General features: G+C 66.4%; 16 protein-coding genes and 1 pseudogene. 2 read left to right on the forward strand and 15 right to left on the reverse strand.

Features of this window, described 5'->3' with window-relative positions:
- Positions 1-123: 123 nt before the first annotated feature.
- Positions 124-456 (forward strand): flagellar biosynthesis anti-sigma factor FlgM, encoded by a 333-nt coding sequence (gene flgM, locus D7S86_RS26340; RefSeq protein WP_158602095.1) that lies wholly within the window; start codon positions 124-126, stop codon positions 454-456.
- A gap of 71 nt (positions 457-527) precedes the next feature.
- A complete protein-coding gene (locus D7S86_RS26345; RefSeq protein ID WP_121090988.1) occupies positions 528-974 on the forward strand; it encodes a flagella synthesis protein FlgN in 447 nt (148 codons plus the stop codon).
- Between the two features lie 491 nt (positions 975-1,465).
- Here the strand turns inward: D7S86_RS26345 and D7S86_RS26350 are convergent, their stop codons facing one another.
- The 15 genes and pseudogenes from D7S86_RS26350 to D7S86_RS26425 all read right to left on the reverse strand — a co-directional run.
- Positions 1,466-2,854, reverse strand: coding sequence for a DUF3443 family protein (locus D7S86_RS26350; RefSeq protein WP_121090990.1), 1,389 nt, complete (start codon positions 2,852-2,854; stop codon positions 1,466-1,468).
- A gap of 10 nt (positions 2,855-2,864) precedes the next feature.
- The gene (locus D7S86_RS26355; RefSeq protein WP_121090992.1) at positions 2,865-3,362 is read right to left on the reverse strand and encodes a DUF2844 domain-containing protein; all 498 of its coding nucleotides are present in this window, start codon (positions 3,360-3,362) and stop codon (positions 2,865-2,867) included.
- Positions 3,363-3,565: 203 nt separating this feature from the next.
- On the reverse strand, positions 3,566-4,300 hold the full coding sequence (locus D7S86_RS26360; RefSeq protein ID WP_121091037.1) for an RNA polymerase sigma factor FliA: 735 nt from the start codon (positions 4,298-4,300) through the stop codon (positions 3,566-3,568).
- A 15-nt stretch (positions 4,301-4,315) separates the two neighbouring features.
- Positions 4,316-5,122: a MinD/ParA family ATP-binding protein gene (locus D7S86_RS26365; protein WP_240648415.1), complete on the reverse strand. Its 807-nt coding sequence runs from the start codon at positions 5,120-5,122 to the stop codon at positions 4,316-4,318.
- Positions 5,123-5,156: 34 nt separating this feature from the next.
- On the reverse strand, positions 5,157-7,406 hold the full coding sequence (gene flhF, locus D7S86_RS26370) for a flagellar biosynthesis GTPase FlhF (RefSeq protein WP_240648416.1): 2,250 nt from the start codon (positions 7,404-7,406) through the stop codon (positions 5,157-5,159).
- Positions 7,403-9,499, reverse strand: coding sequence for a flagellar biosynthesis protein FlhA (flhA, locus tag D7S86_RS26380; RefSeq protein WP_121091000.1), 2,097 nt, complete (start codon positions 9,497-9,499; stop codon positions 7,403-7,405). Before flhA ends, flhF begins: the two co-directional genes overlap by 4 nt.
- Positions 9,496-10,647 (reverse strand): flagellar biosynthesis protein FlhB, encoded by a 1,152-nt coding sequence (gene flhB / locus D7S86_RS26385; protein ID WP_121091002.1) that lies wholly within the window; start codon positions 10,645-10,647, stop codon positions 9,496-9,498. The genes flhA and flhB overlap by 4 nt, the downstream gene beginning before the upstream one ends.
- A gap of 615 nt (positions 10,648-11,262) precedes the next feature.
- On the reverse strand, positions 11,263-11,949 hold the full coding sequence (gene cheZ, locus D7S86_RS26390) for a protein phosphatase CheZ (RefSeq protein WP_121091003.1): 687 nt from the start codon (positions 11,947-11,949) through the stop codon (positions 11,263-11,265).
- 7 nt (positions 11,950-11,956) lie between these two features.
- Complete coding sequence (gene cheY / locus D7S86_RS26395) at positions 11,957-12,352, reverse strand: chemotaxis response regulator CheY (RefSeq protein WP_121091005.1); 396 nt, start codon at positions 12,350-12,352, stop codon at positions 11,957-11,959.
- A gap of 37 nt (positions 12,353-12,389) precedes the next feature.
- The gene (locus D7S86_RS26400; RefSeq protein ID WP_121091007.1) at positions 12,390-13,481 is read right to left on the reverse strand and encodes a protein-glutamate methylesterase/protein-glutamine glutaminase; all 1,092 of its coding nucleotides are present in this window, start codon (positions 13,479-13,481) and stop codon (positions 12,390-12,392) included.
- On the reverse strand, positions 13,478-14,209 hold the full coding sequence (gene cheD / locus D7S86_RS26405) for a chemoreceptor glutamine deamidase CheD (protein ID WP_121091009.1): 732 nt from the start codon (positions 14,207-14,209) through the stop codon (positions 13,478-13,480). The genes D7S86_RS26400 and cheD overlap by 4 nt, the downstream gene beginning before the upstream one ends.
- Positions 14,206-15,135 carry a CheR family methyltransferase gene (locus D7S86_RS26410; RefSeq protein WP_121091011.1) on the reverse strand — a complete coding sequence of 310 codons (930 nt, stop codon included), beginning with the start codon at positions 15,133-15,135 and terminating at the stop codon, positions 14,206-14,208. Before D7S86_RS26410 ends, cheD begins: the two co-directional genes overlap by 4 nt.
- A 104-nt stretch (positions 15,136-15,239) precedes the next feature.
- A pseudogene (locus tag D7S86_RS26415) lies at positions 15,240-16,580 on the reverse strand (methyl-accepting chemotaxis protein); the annotation flags it as partial.
- A gap of 169 nt (positions 16,581-16,749) precedes the next feature.
- Positions 16,750-17,250 carry a chemotaxis protein CheW gene (locus tag D7S86_RS26420; RefSeq protein WP_121091015.1) on the reverse strand — a complete coding sequence of 167 codons (501 nt, stop codon included), beginning with the start codon at positions 17,248-17,250 and terminating at the stop codon, positions 16,750-16,752.
- Positions 17,251-17,273: 23 nt separating this feature from the next.
- Positions 17,274-18,603, reverse strand: a 1,330-nt coding sequence (locus D7S86_RS26425; protein WP_205962898.1) for a chemotaxis protein CheW, incomplete at its 5' end; no start/stop codon positions are given.

Genomic DNA, 18,603 nt, shown 5'->3' on the forward strand with positions numbered 1-18,603 from the left:
GATTTTAGGTAAGAAACAGGTCGTTTGGAAGAATCGGTAGGCCGGTGCGAACCGGGGCGAATATAAAGTTCGAGGTGCCCTTGCCGTTAAACGAGGCAAGTCACTCAGAATCAGGAAGCCATCGTGAAAATCGATCCATCCGTCAGCCAGAACAATACGGACATCGGTAGCACCGCCAAGGGCAGCAGCGCAACGGCAGGCGCCGGGACATCGGTCCCCGCGGCGCAGTCGGACGCAACGTCGTCGAACGCGGCATCGTCGTCGAGCAGCGGAGAAGTGAATCTCTCGCCGCTGTCGTCGACGCTGCGCAGCGGCGGCACCGACGTCGGTGATATCGATTTGCAGACCGTCCAACAGATCAAGGACGCGATCAGCAGCAACCAGTTGCCGATCGATACGAGCAAGATTGCCGACGGCCTGCTCGATTCGGTCCGCAGTTTTTTGAAGACGTCGTAACCCGGCGGGTCGTGTGATCCGCCGTGTGCGGAGCGCCAGAAGGCGGTCCGCATCTCATCGGAGCACATGAAATGACTGCTGCATTGCTGGACGCCCTGCAGGAAGAACTCAACGCCGTCGAGGCCTTCACGAAGGTCCTCGAACAGGAAGAAGCCGCGCTGATCGACGGCAACCTGATGGCGGTGCTGCCGGGCATCGTGGAACGCAAGACCGATCTGACCGAGAAACTCTCGAATTTCGGCAAGCAACGCGAGGCCGCGCTGACCGACCTGGGTCTGCCCGCCAGCCGCGAAGGCATGAACACCGCGATCGGCAGCGACAACTCGCTCGCCGATGTCTGGAAAAAGCTGCTGACCCTCGCCGAGCGCGCGCGTGCGCGCAACGTCACCAACGGCCTGCTGATCAAGACACGCATGGACTACAACCATCAGGCGCTGATCGCCTTGCGCCTGGCTGCCGGCGCGCCCGCGATCTACGGCCCCGATGGCCGTCTGCCGATGTCGATGCAAACGCGCTGATCGAACCGATCGCGTCCATCGCGCGCGGCGCCCGTCGCGCGTGCTTCCGATTCAGGCGCCCGGTATTGGGTTGCCGCCCGTGAACGGATCTGGGTGCGTTGACACCGCGGGTGCCTGACCCGTGCGCCGATCCGGCGCGCGGAGTCGGCACGTCGGTGAGCGCCCGCGACGCACAGCATCGCGCGCCTGCATCGCGCGCCCGCATCGCGATACCTGCCTGCCCTTCAGATCTCCGCGCACCCCAGCCGTGACTCGCGCCGCGTTCTTCGCGTATGCGTATCGTCACGGCCCAAAAGCAAACGGCGCTTGGACACGCGTCCAAACGCCGTATGAAAGTGCAACAGCACGAAAGCGAACACTCGAGATCCAGCCGAACGGGCGCACAAGCTTGAATCGTCAAGCGCGCCCCGGATGGAAGCGCCGGACGGACAACGGCCGATCGCTCGATCGGCCGTCACCCCGCGTCTCACAACCCGACGGATCGCCGCGCGCTAGAACGCGTAGAACGGTCCCGTGTAGCCTCCCGCCGTCTTGCCCGTGATGCCCGTATAGATATTGCGGCCATAGAACGCCGGCAGACCCCAGTCGAACGTCGTGTTGTCGCCGAAGTACGTCGTCGTACCCGCCTGATCGTTGAACGCATAGTTGCCCGACGCGGTCAGCGTGTCGACGTTCGCGACCGAGAAGTCGATCGCCTCGTTATTCCCGTTCTGGCCCGACACGACCGCGCTCAACGACTGCGTCGAAGCGGGGCAGTAGAAGATCCCGTCCGAGCACGTCGCGATCGACGACGGGAAGAACATCGAGTTCGAACCGCTGTCGAAAAAACTCGTCGTCAGCGACTGGCCGCCGTACACGGTCGTGATGTTGCCTTCGGTCGTCTGCGCCGTCGCCGTGGTCGCGGTCAGGACGGTCGCGCCGCCGAGCTGGTTGTTCGATTCGGTGTCGATGCCGAACACGAGCACGCCCGTGGCGCTCGACGCGCCCGTCGAGGCGATCGGCGGCAGTTCGAGAATGACGCCGTTGTTGTCGACCGGGAAGAACGTCACCGGGTTGTTGACGACCTGAGCCGACGTGAGCGTCGTCTGCGCGAGATTCGTGCACGTATAGGGGCTCGCGCTCGCGCAGTAGTAGTACATCGGCGTCGCATTCGTGCCCGAATGGCAGTACGAGCAGTCGTCGACTGCCGTGCCCACGCCGAGCACGGCGTTCGCATGCAGCGTCTGCGTCGTGTTCTGGTTCGCGGAACTCTTGCACTCGCTCAACGCCGTGTTGATCGTCGTCGCGCCCGAGCCCGAGACGGTCTGCGTCGTGGTCGGCTGCGGCGCGATGGGATCGCCGATGACCTCGATATTGACGTTCGACGCGGTCTCGCCCGCGATCGTCAGATTCGCGCTGCGGACCGAGCCGAACGCGATGCCGTCGGCGAACGTCATGCACTCGCCGAGCGGATCGGTACCGTGCGGCGACGGCGCCATGACCGGCGTGAGCGCGGTCGACCAGCTCGTCAGCGACGACGCGTTGAGGGCGCTCGCGAGCACGCGGAAGCCGCTCGATCCCGTATCGACCATCACGTTGTTGATCGTCGTGCACTGCGTCGTGCTGCCCGGCGCGCAGAGCGTGACCGTGACCATCGGCACATTGGCCACGACCGTGCCGGTCGCCGCGGGCGCTTGCGCGACCGTCACAACGGCCGCGTTCGCGCCCGGACTCGCGATCACCTGCGTGACCGTCGTGCCGCCGAGGACCGACGAGGTCTGTTGACCGCCCGAGCCCGACGAACCGTCACTGTCGCCGCCCCCGCCGCCGCCGCATGCCGACAACCCGGCGGACAGCACCGCGCACGCCGCGAGCGCGGCCAAGAATTGAATGCTACGCATGACCGGTTCCTCAGCGAATGTCGGACGGACTGACACCGGCCGGGAGCAGGCGCGGCACGTAGGCGCTACCGACGAACGCCTGCGGGTGACCGCCCGAATGGAAGACGATGGCGTCGGTCGCGACGTAGACGGGACCGCGCCGCGGCGTGACCGCCTGTTGGGCCTGATACGCGGCCTGGGTCTGCGCGAGCGCTTCGTCGCCGAGCACCTGGCGCAGCGGCGGGATCGACGCGCCCTGCCACGCGACGCCGAACACGACGCCCGAGACGTTCACGTATTCGCGCACGACCGTCGAATCGGTCAGCGCGATCTGCTGGACGGTATAGCTGCCCGATGCGGCGGCGCGCATCGTGACCGCGCCGGCGCCGGCGCTCTGGCGCACCGCGCCCATATTGAGTCGATCGGTCTCGATCGAGTCCTGTGCCTGGCCCAGCGTTGCGTTCGCATACCCCGACCAGCATACGAGCCCCAACACCGCGGCGAGGCCGTAATGCCGAAAGAAAATCATTTTGGTTTCCTTAATACCCTACTGAATATCGCGCACGCAAAACCTGGTTTCCCACCCGCCCGCACGTCAAGCAAAGCGCCGGATATTACAGGAAATTTCGCGCACTCCCCCGCAATGGCCCGGTCCCCGGCCATCGTGCGCGTCGTGTCCGATCAGGAAACAAGCGAAGCCGGCCGGACGCGCACGGCAAGTCGCTCGTGTGTTTAATTGGTCGGCGCAGCCGTCCACGACTGCTCGCGCAACCGTGCGCGCAGGCGCGAGACGGCCTGCGAATGGAGCTGGCACACGCGCGATTCGCTGACTTCCATGACCGCGCCGATTTCGCGCAGATTCAGGCCGCGCTCGTAGTAGAGGCTCATCAACAGCTTTTCGCGCTCGGGCAGGCGGTCGATCGCTTCGATCAGCGCGCTGCGCAAGTTGTCGTCGAGCAGCGCCGACAGCGGGTCCGAGTGATCGACGCAATAGCGGTCGAGGAACGGTTCGTCGTCGCCGCCGCGATCGAAGTCTTCGTAGTAGATCAGCTGACTGCCGTGCAGATCCTGGAGCATGCCCTGGTAATCCGTGAGCGGCATCTGCATGTGCGCGGCGATTTCGGTCTCGCTCGGCGCGCGGCCGACTTGCTGCTCGACTTCATGGACGGCCTGCTCGACCTCGCGCGAGGTCTTGCGCAGGCTGCGCGGCAGCCAGTCGTTGCTGCGCAGCTCGTCGAGCATCGCGCCGCGGATGCGCTGGCTCGCGTACGTTTCGAACTGCGCGCCCTGGTCTTCCTTGTAGCGGCCCGCGGCGTCGAGCAGACCGATCATGCCGGCCTGGATCAGATCGTCGAGATCCACGCTCGCCGGAAGCTTCGCGACGAGTTGCAGCGCCAACCGCCGTACGAGGGGCGCGTACTGCGCGAGCACCTCGGACTGTGTGACTTTTCCCTGTGGGGTGTACATCATGGGTCTCCCCGTTCAAACGGTCGAAGCAAGCGGCGCGCTCGCCACCCGGTTCGTCGTGCCGCGCGCGGGAGCCTGATTGGGCTGCCGCCACGGCCAGTGCAACAGATCGACCGCGATACGCCGGAAATCCAGCGTTGCCGGCGCGGCCGGGAATGCCTCGACCACCGTGCGGCTGAGCAGCGCCGCGCGCGCAAGGCGCACGTCGAGCGACACCGCGCCCGCGGGCGAGAAGGTGACTGCGAGATAGCGGCTGCCGACGGCCGTCAGGTTCTGGTAGACGCTGTATGCGTCGCTGGCGCTCGTCACGCCGTTGATCAGCACACGGAACTGGTGAATCGCATGGGCGAAATGCAGGCGCTTGACGCATGCGTACGCGCCCGTGATCGACTGCGCGTTCGCGCGCATGACGATCACGACGTCATTGGCTTGCATCGCGATCGGCGACAGCGCGCCCTCGTCGTCGACCTTTGCATCGATGAGCACGACGTCGACGCCGCAGTTCAGCGATGCAAGGGTCTCCGATGCGCGGCCCGCGGGAAGCGAGCCGAGCGGCGAGGCGATCACGCGCACGCGTTCGTCGAATTGGGCCGAGATCTCGTCGATCGTCGCCTTGCCGGCGACCACGTCGGCGAGCGTGCGCACGCGATCGGCGCCGACGGCTTCGATCAGCGATTTCGCATCGCATTGCTCGTCGATGACGAGCACGTCCTTGCCCTGGCGCGCAAGCGCGGCCGCAAGGTTGATGACTGCGCTGCTGGTGCCCGCCTGTTCATCGCCGCCGACGAGCGTCACCACGCGCGGCGCGTCTCGAGCAAGCAAACGACGCAATCCTTCAGCTTGATCCAGAACATGCTTATCCAAGGCGAACCTCACTCAATTCTGCAGTTGAACGTGCTTCTGAGCCGGCCATCACGACCGGAAAATCGTCGTCCGCGGGCGTAAAGGGCGAGCTTTCGCGCGGGATGCAGAACGCGCTCTTCATCAGGAACGGCTTGCGTGCGACATAAAGGTTTTCGGGGACTTTCTGACCCGTCGAGACGTAGTGCACGGGCAAGCGGTAGCGGATCACCGTATCGAGCGCCGCGCCGATGTTCGTCGCCTCGTCGAGCTTGGTCAGGATGCAGCCCGAGAGATCGGTCTGCGCGCCTTGCGACGGATGGCCCCGATACGCGTGCACGACTTCGTTGAGCGTGTCGCCGTGGCTCGTCGCGTTGAGCAGCAGCAGACGCTGAACCGGACGCCCCGTGCCGCAGAGCATCGCGACCTGTTCGGTCAGCGCGCGGTCACGCTGACTCATGCCGATCGTGTCGATCAGCACGATGTGCTTGTTGCGGAGCTCGTCGAGCGTCAGCTTCAGATCGGCCGCATCCTTGACCGCATGGACCGACACGCCGAGGATCTTGCCGTAGATGCGCAACTGCTCGTGCGCGCCGATCCGGTAGCTATCGGTCGTGAGCAGCGCGACGCGGTCGGCGCCGAAACGCATGACGCAGCGCGCCGCGAGTTTCGCGGTCGTGGTCGTCTTGCCGACGCCCGTCGGTCCCATCAGCGCGTAGACGCCGCCCTTCTCCATCATGACGTCTTCGTCGTCGAGCACGGGCAGGTTGCGTTCGATCGCGGCCTTGATCCAGTCGAGGGCCGGGCCCTGTTCCTGAAGGCTTTGCGGCATCCGGTCGAGCAGCAGGTTCGTGAACTGCGCCGAGAAACCCGTCGAAATCAGCGTCTTCGCGATCGCATTGCGCACCGGCTGACGGCGCTGACGATCGCTCCACTGCAGACCCGCGAGCTGCTCCTCGAGCGCGCCGCGCATCGAGTGGATCTCGTCGAGCACCGAGGCCTTCACGCGTTCGAGCAGCGCTTCCTGAAGATCGGCCGACTGCACCGCGATATCGGCCTTGGCCTGCGGCGCGTCGACGGCGCGCTCGGCCGTACGCTCGACGCTGCCGCGGTCCATGCCGCGCTCGGCGGCAGGGGCGGCATCGAGCGTGCGCTCGGCGCTCGGGGTGTCCTGGGCGCGTGCGGGCGACTCTTCCGCCGAACGCGCGCGATGGTGATACGGCGGATCCTTCGCTTCGACGTGATCGAACGCGAACGCCGAGGGCTGCGCGGGTTCGGCGAACTCGTCGCGCGGCGGCGCGATGCGGCCGAGGCCCTTGCTCGCGGCCTCCGAGGCGGTCAGCGGAACGACGTGCTGGTTCGCGTTCGCGAGCGCGGCGCGCGCGGCCATCGCGCGCGCCAGCGAGTCGCCGTGCGATTCCTCATAGGCGGGCGGCTCGGCGAGATACGACTGCGTCGCCGGCGCGGCGGGCGGCAGCTCGGTCGACTGACCGAACGTCGACGCGAACGGGTCGGCGCCGTAGGCGACGGCCGCGCTGCGATACGCGGGCGCCTGCTGGGCGGCGCGCTCGGCGAAGCCGGGCGCCGTCGCGCGGCTCTGCGCGAGGCCGCCGAAGACTTCGCTCGGCTGGCCCGCGGTGCCCGGCGCGGCATAGGCCGTGGCCGACAGCGTGTCGTAGTGCTCGCCCGCGAACAGCGCGCCCGTCAGTTGCGCGTTCTGCGCGGCGATGCCTTGCGGGCTATGCGGGCTCACATATCCGGTCGTTTCGGGCGGTGTCGCATACGGCGAGGCATGCGGACCGAAGCCGCCCGGGCTCGACGCGCCGGCGGGCATGCCCGCTTGCGCACCCATGCCCGCGCCGCCGTGCATCGGCGCCTGCATCGCGCCCGCGCCGTTACCGTTGAATGCGCCGCCTTGCATGCCCGGGTTCATGACCGGCATCGGCTGCGCGCCCGCGAAACCGCCGTGCGCGCCGGGCATGGCGCCCGACGACGGCGGCATGAGGCCGCCCGGCGACGATGCGCCCGCGCCGTACGGCATCGCGCCCGCGGAACCGGGGTCGCGGCGCATGGCGCGCGTCGCGCGGCGTGCGGCCTCGTCGGTCGGCGACGCAAGCGAATGGAGTTCGTCCTCGGCGAGCGCCGTCAGTTCGACGCCCCCCTCGATCGCACGATTCGACAGGACGACGGCGTCGTCGCCGAGCGCCTCACGCACGAGTCGCAGCGCTTCGCGCGACGAGCCGGCGATGAATTTGCGGATCTTCAAGCTTGACCTCCGATCAGCGTCGTCACCTTGATGGTGCGGGTGTCAGGCACCTCGGCGTACGACAAGACTTTCAATTGCGGCATGTTCCGGCGCAGGAAGCGCGCGAGCATCGGACGCAGCGGATGCTGGACCAGCAGCACCGGCGGATTGCCGGCCATCTGCTGGCGTTTGACGGCCTGGTCCGTCTGCTGCATGAGCGTGTTTGCGAGGCCCGGTTCGAGCCCCGGATTCGGGCTCGCGGCCAGCGCTTGCGAGAGCAGCCGTTCGAGCGCGCCTTCGAGGCCGATCACGTGCATTTCGCCCGTGCCGGGGAACCATTGCTGCGTGATCGCGCGGCCGAGCGCGAGACGCACGAGGGCCGTGAGTTCGCCTGCGTCACTCGTGCGCGGCGCGTTGTCGGCGACCGCGTCGAGAATCGTGCGCATGTCGCGAATCGGCACGCCTTCCTCGAGCAGGCCCTGCAGGACCTTTTGCAAGGTCGGCAGCGACACGGTCTTCGGCACGAGATCTTCGGTGAGCTTCGGCGACTCCTTGCCGATGCGTTCGAGCAGCGCCGTGACTTCCTGGCGGCCGAGCAATTCGCCCGCGTGTGTGACGACGAGGTGATTCAGGTGGGTCGCGATGACGGTGCTCGCATCGACGACCGTGTAGCCGTAGACCTGGGCCTGATCGCGCATGTGCTGGTCGATCCAGACCGCGGGCAGACCGAACGCGGGGTCGCGCGTCTGCGTGCCGGTCAGCTGCGCCGAGACCTGGCCCGGATTGATCGCGAGCCATTGACCCGGGAATGCATCGCCGCCGCCCATTTCGACGCCGTTGAGCGCGATCCGGTATGTATTCGGCCGCAGTTCGAGGTTGTCGCGAATGTGCACGACAGGCGGCAGGAAGCCGATTTCCTGCGCGAACTTCTTGCGGATGCCCTTGATGCGCTTGAGCAGTTCGCCGTCCTGAGCGCGATCGACGAGCGGAATCAGGCGATAGCCGACTTCGAGGCCCAGCGAATCGACGAGCGTGACGTCTTCCCAGCTCGCCTCGGGCGCTTCGCTCGCGACGACGGCCGTCGCGGGCGCGGGCGCCGACGTCTTCTTCTGCGCGGCGGTCTCGCGATCGCTGAGCTTGCGCGCGGCATAGATCAACACGCCGCCGAGGCCGAGGAACGCGATATGGGGCATGTTCGGAATCAGCCCCATGATCGCGAGGATGGTGCCCGTGATGCCGAGCACGCGCGGATTCGTGAACAGTTGGCCGACGAGCTGGCTGCCGATGTCTTCGTCGGTCGCGACGCGCGACACGATGACGCCGGCCGCCGTCGAGATCACGAGCGACGGGATCTGCGCGACGAGGCCGTCACCGATCGTGAGCAGCGTGTAGTTCTTCGCCGCGTCGCCGAGGTCCATGCCGTGCTGGAGCACGCCGACGATAAGGCCGCCGACGATATTGATGACCATGATCAGCAGGCCCGCGATCGCGTCGCCGCGCACGAACTTGCTCGCGCCGTCCATCGAGCCGTAGAACTCGGCTTCCTGCGAGACCGCCGCGCGACGCTTGCGCGCCTGATCTTCGTTGATCATGCCCGCGTTGAGGTCGGCGTCGATCGCCATCTGCTTGCCGGGCATCGCATCGAGCGTGAAGCGCGCGGACACTTCGGCGATCCGGCCCGCGCCCTTCGTGATGACCATGAAGTTGATGACCATCAGGATCACGAACACGACGATACCGACGGCGAAGTTTCCGCCGACGAGGAAGTGTCCGAACGCCTCGATGACCTTACCCGCGGCATCGGGGCCCGTATGGCCTTCGAGCAGCACGATCCGCGTCGACGCGACGTTCAGCGACAGGCGCAGCAGCGTCGAGAACAGCAGCACGCTCGGGAACGCGGCGAAGTCGAGCGGCTTCAGCGTGTACATGCTGACGAGCAACACCATGATCGACAGCGCGATGTTGAACGTGAACAGCAGATCGAGCAGGAACGCCGGCAACGGCAGAATCATCATGCCGAGGATCATGACGATCAGAACCGGGCCGGCGAGTGCCTTCGTGTTCCCGCCGGTCAATGCAGCCGGCAATTTGAGCATGGCGCCGCGCGTGGTCATGCAACACTCCCGTATTGGTCGAGTTCGGCTGGCACTTCGAGTTCGGTCGGCGCGACGGGGGCGACGGAGCCCACCGCGCCTTCGGCTTTCCAGCGGCGCAGTTGAAACACCCAGGCCAGCACTTCGGCGACGGCGCTATAGAGCGCGGCCGGGATTTCCTTGTTGAGGTCGACGTTGTAGAACAGCGCGCGCGCAAGCGGCGGCGCTTCGAGCATCGCCACGTTGTGTTCGGCGCCGATCTCGCGGATGCGCGCGGCGACGAGGTCCATGCCCTTGGCGATGACCTTCGGCGCGCGCATCGCGCCGTCGCTGTACTGGAGCGCGACGGCGAAGTGGGTCGGGTTCGTGACGATGACGTCGGCCTGCGGCACGTTGGCCATCATGCGGCGGCGCGCGAGCGCGCGCTGCTGGGCGCGGATCTTTCCCTTGATGTGCGGGTCGCCTTCGCTTTCCTTGAACTCGCGCTTGACCTCTTCCTTGGTCATGCGGAGCTTCTTCGCGAAGCTGTAGAGCTGCCAGGGCACGTCGGCGAGCACGAGCAGCAGGAACGACATCACGATCTTGCCGATCGTGCTGCAGACGATCTGCGCGCCTTCGGTCATCGCGACGCCGAGGGGTTCCGAGAACAGCTGGAGCACCTGGTCCTTGCTCGACACCACCGCCCAGACCGCGATACCGCCGACGACGAGGCACTTGAAGATCGACATCAGCAACTGGACGACCGTGTTCGCCGAGAACATCTTGCCGATGCCGGCGATCGGATCGAGCCGCGCGAAGTTCGGGATCAGCGGCTGCGTCGTGAGCAGCCAGCCGCCGAGCGCCAGCGGCGAGAGAACCGCGGCGAGATAGAGCGCGCCGATGATCGGCGCGGCGGCCGTGGCACCCGTGCTGATGATCATCATGGCCTTGGGCATCATGCGGTCGGGCGCGAGCACGAATGCGCGGTCGAACGTGAAGGCCTCGCGCATCGCGACCTTCAGATGCATCGCGATATTCGTCGCGTTCGCGTAGACCATCCCGAAGCCCGTGACGAGCAGCGCGAACGTCGAGAGTTCGCGCGAACGCGCCACCTGCCCTTCCTCGCGCGCCTTTTCAATGCGCCGCGGGGTAGCGGGTTCGGTTTTCTCGGAATCGCTTTCCTCTGCCACTTGCCTCTCCATGCCCGACACTCGGAGGGAGTGCCAGTGGAGAGAATTATTCCGAATCGGGTCAAGTCACGATCGGGCGAGCAGGGGGGGGAAATTGGCGCAATTCGCGCGATCGAACAGACCGGTAAGCTTGCCCGCAAACCCCTGTCTGGACGGGCTCGGACCCCGATCGGGCCGAACCGGCGTTCGAACGCGAACGGCCCCGGGCATCTCAATTCCGCGCTTGGACGCGCGGCGACACGGCCTTCAGGACGGCACGGCTGTGCCGTTAACCCCTGCCGGCGACCGATCGAGACGGCGTCGGCAAAGCGTCAGCCGATCGAAGACTGAACGTGGTCCGACCGTCGGCCGTACGTCGGCGCGAGTCGGTACGCGATCGGCAGGCGTCGGGGGCGAATCGATAAAAGCGGGGTGATGTCCGCGGCACCCTTTGGCGGGACGGCGCGACGCGGCGGCGCCGTCGTGCAAGGCGGCGGCGCGCTGCGGCCGCGCGCGGGCGAGACCGCCCCGCGCCGTCCGGAACGCTCCGGACGGCGGCACGGCAGACAGGAGGCCATCCGCTCGGCACGCGCGGCCGACCGGATCACGCCGCGCGCGGGAGACGATGCGAGACGCTCAGAAGCCGAGGCTCGTGAGCAGATCGTCGACCTGGTCCTGGTTCGCGACGACGTCGTCGCCTTCGGTGTTGACCTGCGGGCCGTTCATGAGGCTGTCGTTGTTCGCGAGTCCGACGCCGGAGACCACCGCGATGAGTTCCGCGCGACGTTCGGGCGAGATGTTCTCGAGCAACACGGCGAGCAACTGCTGCTCGATGTTGTAGACGACTTCCATGATCTTCTTGATGACCTGACCGGTCAGATCCTGGAAGTCCTGCGCGAGCATGATCTCCATCAGTTGCGAACACGTCGCCTGCGCGTCGTCGGGCACGCGGCCGATGAACGTGCGCGTATCGGCGACCAGCGCGCGCGCTTCCTCGAGCGGCAGCGACGAGTCGTACCACGTCTGCCAGCGGCCATCGAGCTCCTGCGCTTCGGTGCGCATGCGCTCCTGCATCGGCTTGGCGACTTCGATCGCGTTGAGCGCGCGCTCGGCGGCCTGCTCGGTCATGTTCGCGACGTACTTGAGGCGGTCGCGCGCATCGGGAATCGCTTCCGCGGCACGTTCGACCTGCTTGTCGAGCCCGAGCTCGCGCATGCTGTCGCGCAGCATGCGCGTGAGCTGGCCGATCCTGCTCACGAGCTTGTCGTGCGAATCCTCGCCGCCGTCGTCCGCGGCTACGCCTTTCTCAGCAGTGTTCTCCATGATGGCCTCACGCTTCCTTGGCCATCTTCTCGAGAATCTTGCTGAGCTTCTCGTCGAGTGTGGCCGCCGTGAAGGGCTTCACGACGTAGCCGTTCGCGCCGGCCTGGGCCGCCGCGATGATGTTTTCCTTCTTCGCTTCCGCCGTGACCATCAGGACCGGCAGGTTCGCGATCGAGGCGTCGGCACGGATCTCCTTGAGCATCGTGAGACCGTCCATGTTCGGCATGTTCCAGTCCGACACGACGAACTCGAAACCGCCGCCCTTGAGCTTCGCCAGGCCCGCTGCGCCGTCTTCCGCTTCGTCGACGTTCGAGAAACCCAGTTCCTTCAGGAGGTTACGCACGATCCGACGCATCGTCGGAAAGTCGTCGACCACCAGAATTCGCATATTCTTGTCAACCATCACAACTCCCGTTTTTCCGTTGACGGTGCCGATCGCCTTACACGCGATGCGCCCGCTCGCCCATACCCGCGAGGCGTGTCATCACGCGCCCGCACATTTCGTTCAGCGGCACGACTTCGTCCGCCCCCCCCGCTGCAATCGCCTCGCGCGGCATGCCGAACACGATGCAGCTCGCCTCGTCCTGCGCAAAGGTATGCGCGCCCGCGTTATGCATCTCGACCATCCCGGCGGCGCCATCCTTGCCCATGCCCGTCAGGATCACGCCGATCGCGTTCTTGCCCGCGTGCTGCGCCGCCGAGCGGAACAGCACGTCGACCGACGGCCGATGCCGGTTGACCGGCGGACCGTCGTCGAGCAACGCGACATAGTTCGCCCCGCTGCGTCCGAGCGACAGATGCTTGTCGCCCGGCGCGATATACGCATGGCCCGGCAAGACGCGCTCGCCGTGCTCGGCCTCCTTGACCGTGATCCGGCACAGGCCGTTGAGGCGCTGCGCGAACGATCGCGTAAAGCCGGCCGGCATGTGCTGCGTAATCAGCACGCCCGGCGCATCGGGCGGCAACGGCACGAGCACTTCGCGAATCGCCTCGGTACCGCCCGTCGAAGCGCCGATGATAATGAGCTTTTCGGTCGAGATCAGCGGATTGCGAACCAGCGGTGCCGCGGCCGGCGCCGCCGCGGGCGCATGCCCCTGCGGATGCGCGCTCGCCTGCCGCACACGCGCGCGCGACGCCGCACGAATCTTGTCGGCGATCATCGCCGTGTATTCGAGCATGCCGTCGCGAATGCCGACCTTCGGCTTCGTCACAAAGTCGACGGCGCCGAGTTCCAGCGCGCGAAGGGTAATTTCTGAACCGCGTTCCGTCAATGACGAAACCATCAGCACCGGCATCGGACGCAGGCGCATGAGCTTCTCGAGGAAGTCGAGCCCGTCCATGCGCGGCATTTCGACGTCGAGCGTCAGCACGTCCGGGTTGTGCTGCTTGATGAGGTCGCGCGCGACGAGCGGGTCCGGCGCCGTCGCGCAGACCTCCATGTCGGGCTGGCTCCGGATGATCTCGGTCATGAGGCTGCGGACCAGTGCGGAATCATCGACGCACAGGACTTTGATTTTGCGTTGGGCGTTCACGCCTCCTCCATCGTCTTGCCAAGGGTCGACGAGCCCGGGGTTTCGCCCCGGCTGGCGCCGGTCGTCACACCGGGCTTGCCGAACAATTCGATTGACGGCCGCGCGGGCGCGGCCGGTTTGGCGAACAACTCGACCCGCTCGCGCGCGCGTTCGGCGCGCCGCTCGCGCATTTCGCGCGCAAGGCGGTGTTCGAGTTCCGTCACCTGAGTTTCGTGGGCGGCGCGCAGCTTCTTGACCATGACCTGACCGGTCGCGGGGATGAAGCAGACCTTGCGCGGGTGCTGACCCTGCAGGTCCTCGGCCGTGATCCGCACCTTTTCCATCGCGAGATACCGGCGCACGAATTCCGAGTTGCGGTCGCCGATATTGAGCGTCGTCATCGCCGCGAGCACGGCGGCGCCGCCGAAGACCTTGGCCTCGAGGCGTTCGCGCTTCGCGCCGCCCTTGATGAGCTCGTTGAGCAGCACTTCCATCGCGTAGGCGCCGTAGCGCATCGAGTCCGACGTCGCGCGCGCCGCATCGGCGCCGTCGTCGGGCAGCATGAAGTGATTCATGCCGCCGATGCCCGCGTACGGATCCTGGATGCACGCGGCCACGCACGAGCCGAGCACGGTCGTGAGCACCATATCGTCGCGCGTGACGAAAAACTCGTTCGGCAGCAACTTGACGCCGGGGCGCTTGAAGTTGTTGTCGTAGTACTTGTTCGTGGCGACGGGCAGCCCGCTCATGGCGTCACCTCGCGGGCCGGTTCGCCGGCATGCTGGGTCTGCGCGCCGCGCGCCCCGCCGTTCGCGAGTTCGTAGACGGTTTGCCCCTTGAGCCGGAACGAGCGCGATACGTACGTGAAGTTTTCCGAATGGCCCGCGAACAACAGCGCGTCGGGCCGCATGAGCGGCACGAAGCGTTCGAGAATCTTGCCTTGCGTCGGCTTGTCGAAGTAGATCATCACGTTACGGCAGAAGATCACGTCGAACGGCCCCTGCACCGGCCACCGGTCTTCATGCAGGTTCAGGCGCGAGAACGTCAGCAACTGACGCAGCTCCGGACGCACCTTCATCTGGCCCGCGCGCGTGCCCGTGCCCTTCAGGAAGAACCGGCGCAACCGCTCGGGCGACAGGTTCTTGCCCTGGTCGAGCGTGTAGACGCCCGCATCGGCTTTCGCGAGCACCTGCGTATCGATGTCCGTCGCGAGGATCGAGCAGTTGCGCGCGGCATTGCCGAGTGCCTCGTGCAGCGTCATCGCGATCGAATAGGGTTCCTCGCCCGTCGACGCCGCGCAGCACCAGATCGACACGGGGCCGCGCCGCCGCGCGACGAACTCCGACAGGATCGGAAAGTGGTGCGCCTCGCGGAAAAACGAGGTCAGGTTCGTCGTCAGCGAATTCGTGAACGCTTCCCACTCGGCCTCGTCGCGCGTGCGCTCGAGATAGTCGAGATAGTCGCTGAACACGGTCATCGAGCGTGCGCGCAGACGGCGCGCGAGACGGCTGTACACCATGTCGCGCTTGTGATCGGACAGCGAGATGCCCGCCACCTGGTAAATCAGTGCGCGAATGCGTGCGAAGTCGGCATTCGTAAAGACGAAATCGCGCTCGTGACCGGGTACGTCACCGGTCTCGTCTGAGTCACTGCGTCGCAACTGGCGCGCTTCCATATGCCTCTCCTGGCTCGCAAATGCTGCGGATGCTGCGTGCTGCCCAATCTCTCTCGCGCGAACCGCGCGGAAGAGATCGGCATGCTGCGAGCCCCCCGTCTACTTCAAAACGTTTCCCAATCGTCGTCGCTGCTCGTCGTAACCGGCGTGCTGGCCGCACGGCGTTCGGCGACGGGACGCGCGGCCGCGCGGGCGCGCGGCACCGGATCCGCGACCGCTTCGGCGGCCGGCGTCTCGGCGGCGGGGCTCGCCGCTTCGGCGCGCGCCGCGGGCTTCGGATCGGCGACCGGCGCCTTCGGAGCCGGACGCGGATCGGCGGCCTTGGTCAGTGCGGACTGTGCGGCGGCCTTGCGCGGCGCCGGATCGACACGGCGCGATGCGCTCTTCGCAGCGACGGGCTTCGCGGATTTCGCGGACTTCGAGATCGCCGCCGGCTTGAACGCAGCGGCATGCGTACCCGCGTCCGCGCCTTCGACGCGCCAGTTCGCGAGCACTTCGCGCAGCGCGCGGGTCTGGTCCTCGAGCGCGCCGGCCGCGGCCGCCGATTGCTCGACGAGCGCCGCGTTCTGCTGCGTGACGTTGTCCATCTGCGTGACCGCGCGGTTGACCTGTTCGATGCCGCCGCTCTGTTCCTCGGATGCGGCGCTGATCTCGCCCATGATGTCGGTCACGCGCTGCACGGCCTGCACGATCTCGGCCATCGTCTTGCCGGCGCGGCCGACGAGTTCCGAACCGCTCTCGACCTTCTCCGCCGAGTTGCCGATCAATTCCTTGATTTCCTTCGCCGCCGCCGCGCTGCGTTGCGCGAGCGTGCGCACTTCGCCCGCGACGACCGCGAAGCCGCGGCCCTGTTCGCCCGCGCGCGCGGCTTCGACCGCCGCATTCAGCGCGAGGATGTTGGTCTGGAACGCAATGCCTTCGATGACGCCGATGATGTCGGTGACCTTCTTCGAGCTCGCCGAGATCGCGTCCATCGTCGTCACGACCTGGCCGACGACGTCGCCGCCCTGCGAGGCGATGCTCGACGCGCTGACCGCGAGCTGGCTCGCCTGGCGCGCGTTGTCGGCGTTCTGGCGCACCGTCGTCGTGAGTTGCTCCATGCTCGACGCGGTCTGTTGAAGCGACGCGGCTTGCTGCTCGGTACGCGCCGACAGATCCGAATTGCCGTTCGCGATTTCGCGCGCGCCGACGTCGATCGACTCGGCGCCCGTGCGCGCCGCGCGGACCGTCGTCGCGAGGCCGTCGCGAACCTTGCGGATCGCGCCGAACAGGCGGCCGATCTCGTCGGTCGAATTGGCTTCGACGCGCACGGTCAGATCGCCCGACGCGATGCGCTCGCAAAACGACACGCACGCCGCGAGCGGACGCACGACCTTGCGGCTCAGCGAGCTGTAGATCACGGCGAGCACGACGAGCGTCACAAGCGACGTGACCGTGCTCAGGATATTGCCTGCGTCGCCCTTGCCGCTGAAGGTCGGGCCGAAATCGTTCCAGCCGCTGACGAGGGTCAGCACGGCGACGGCGCCGAGCGACATCGTCAGGCTCGCGCGAATGGAGAGGTTCTTAAACATAGCGTGGTCTCGTCACTGCCGGGATCGTGTATGTGTGGGCGCGTCAGGCGGCCATCTGCTCCATCAGGGCCATTTCCTCGCTCGTCATGAGGCGCTCGATATCCATGAGGATCAGCATGCGGCCTTCGACGGTGCCGAGGCCCGTCAGGAATTCGGTGTTCAGCGTCGAGCCGAATTCGGGCGCGGGCTTGATCTGGTCGGTCGTCAGCGTGAGCACGTCCGACACGCCGTCGACGACCATGCCGACGACGCGGCCCGCGACGTTCAGGATGATGACGACGGTGTGATGGTCATAGTCGACGCGCCCAAGATTGAACTTGATGCGCATATCGACGATCGGCACGATGATGCCGCGCAGATTGATGACGCCCTTGACGAAGTCCGGCGCATTCGCGATGCGCGTGACGGTGTCGTATCCGCGGATTTCCTGGACCTTCAGGATGTCGATCCCGTATTCCTCTTCTCCGAGCGCGAAGACGAGGAATTCCTGACCCGCGGCTTCGGCTTCCTGGCCGCGCGCGACGCTTGTGGATTTGTCTGCCATGGTGGTCTCACTCGTTCAATAGATCATGCCGCGGCATGCTGGGTAGGGTGCGGAGCGTGACCGCGATGCAGGTCACGCGCAAGGCGCGACAGCGCTGCGACGTCGACGATCAGCGCGACGCTGCCGTCGCCGAGGATCGTGGCTGCCGAGATGCCGTGCACCTTCCGATAGTTGGTTTCAAGGTTCTTGACGACGACTTGCTGCTGACCGACGAGTTCGTCGACGAGCAGCGCGAACCGGCGGCCTTCGGCCTGCATGATCACGACGATGCCCTGCGTCGGATCGGTCCGCGCATCGGCAACCGTGAACGTCGAATGCAGCTCGATCAGCGGCAGGTATTCGCCGCGCACGCGCACGAGCCGTTCGTTGCCGGCCACCGTGTAGATATCGTCGGATGCGGGCTGCAGCGACTCCATCACGAAGTTCAGCGGCAGGATGAAGATCTCGTTGCCCGTCTTGACGGACATGCCGTCGAGAATCGCGAGCGTGAGCGGCAGGACGATGCGCGTCGTCGTGCCGTGACCGGCGCGCGAGGTGATCTCGACATGGCCGCCCATGCCCTGAATGTTCCGCTTGACGACGTCCATGCCGACGCCGCGGCCCGACACGTCGGTCACCTGCTCGGCCGTCGAGAAGCCCGGCGCGAAGATCAGGTTCCAGACGTCCTCGTCGGGCATGTTCTCGGTCACGCCCGGCAGGCCTTGCTTGAGCGCCTTCGCGAGAATCTTGTCGCGGCGCAGACCGGCGCCGTCGTCCGAGACTTCGATGACGATATTGCCGCCCGCGTGTTCGGCCGACAGGATCAGCTGACCGACCGGATCCTTGCCCGCCGCCGCGCGAACTTCAGGCGTCTCGATCCCGTGGTCGAGACTGTTGCGCACGAGGTGCGTCAGCGGATCGATGATGCGTTCGATCAGGCTCTTGTCGAGTTCGGTCGCCTGACCGAACGTCACGAGTTCGATCTTCTTGCCGAGCTTGCCCGCGAGGTCGCGCACGAGCCGCGGGAAGCGGCTGAACACGTAATCCATCGGCATCATCCGGATCGACATCACGGCTTCCTGCAGATCGCGCGCATTACGCTCGAACTGAACCATGCCGTTGAACAGCCGATCGTGGATGACCGGATCGAAGACGCTTGCCGTCTGCGCGAGCATCGCTTGCGTGATCACGAGTTCGCCGACGAGGTTGATCAGTTGATCGACCTTTTCGACGCCGACGCGAATCGAGCTGCCTTCGCTCGTGGGCGCGGCGGCCGCCGGCGCGCGCGCGGGCGCGTTTTGACCGGCAGCGGCGGCCGATGCCGCGGCGGCCGGCGCGGCGGGTTCATGTGCGACGGGCGCGGCCGCGACAGGC

Origin of the sequence: Pararobbsia silviterrae, from assembly GCF_003628125.1 — a bacterium.
In the GTDB taxonomy this organism is placed as follows: Bacteria; Pseudomonadota; Gammaproteobacteria; order Burkholderiales; family Burkholderiaceae; genus Pararobbsia; species Pararobbsia silviterrae.

Bases quoted from the DNA above. Each gene is read 5' to 3' on its own strand.
- D7S86_RS26360 (WP_121091037.1), bottom strand. From the start codon at position 4,300: ATGTACACCCCACAGGGAAAAGTCACACAGTCCGAGGTGCTCGCGCAG.
- D7S86_RS26350 (WP_121090990.1), bottom strand. From the start codon at position 2,854: ATGCGTAGCATTCAATTCTTGGCCGCGCTCGCGGCGTGCGCGGTGCTG.
- flhA (WP_121091000.1), bottom strand. From the start codon at position 9,499: ATGACCACGCGCGGCGCCATGCTCAAATTGCCGGCTGCATTGACCGGC.
- D7S86_RS26410 (WP_121091011.1), bottom strand. From the start codon at position 15,135: ATGGAAGCGCGCCAGTTGCGACGCAGTGACTCAGACGAGACCGGTGAC.
- D7S86_RS26420 (WP_121091015.1), bottom strand. From the start codon at position 17,250: ATGGCAGACAAATCCACAAGCGTCGCGCGCGGCCAGGAAGCCGAAGCC.
- cheZ (WP_121091003.1), bottom strand. From the start codon at position 11,949: ATGGAGAACACTGCTGAGAAAGGCGTAGCCGCGGACGACGGCGGCGAG.
- cheY (WP_121091005.1), bottom strand. From the start codon at position 12,352: ATGGTTGACAAGAATATGCGAATTCTGGTGGTCGACGACTTTCCGACG.
- D7S86_RS26345 (WP_121090988.1), top strand. From the start codon at position 528: ATGACTGCTGCATTGCTGGACGCCCTGCAGGAAGAACTCAACGCCGTC.
- cheD (WP_121091009.1), bottom strand. From the start codon at position 14,209: ATGAGCGGGCTGCCCGTCGCCACGAACAAGTACTACGACAACAACTTC.
- D7S86_RS26355 (WP_121090992.1), bottom strand. From the start codon at position 3,362: ATGATTTTCTTTCGGCATTACGGCCTCGCCGCGGTGTTGGGGCTCGTA.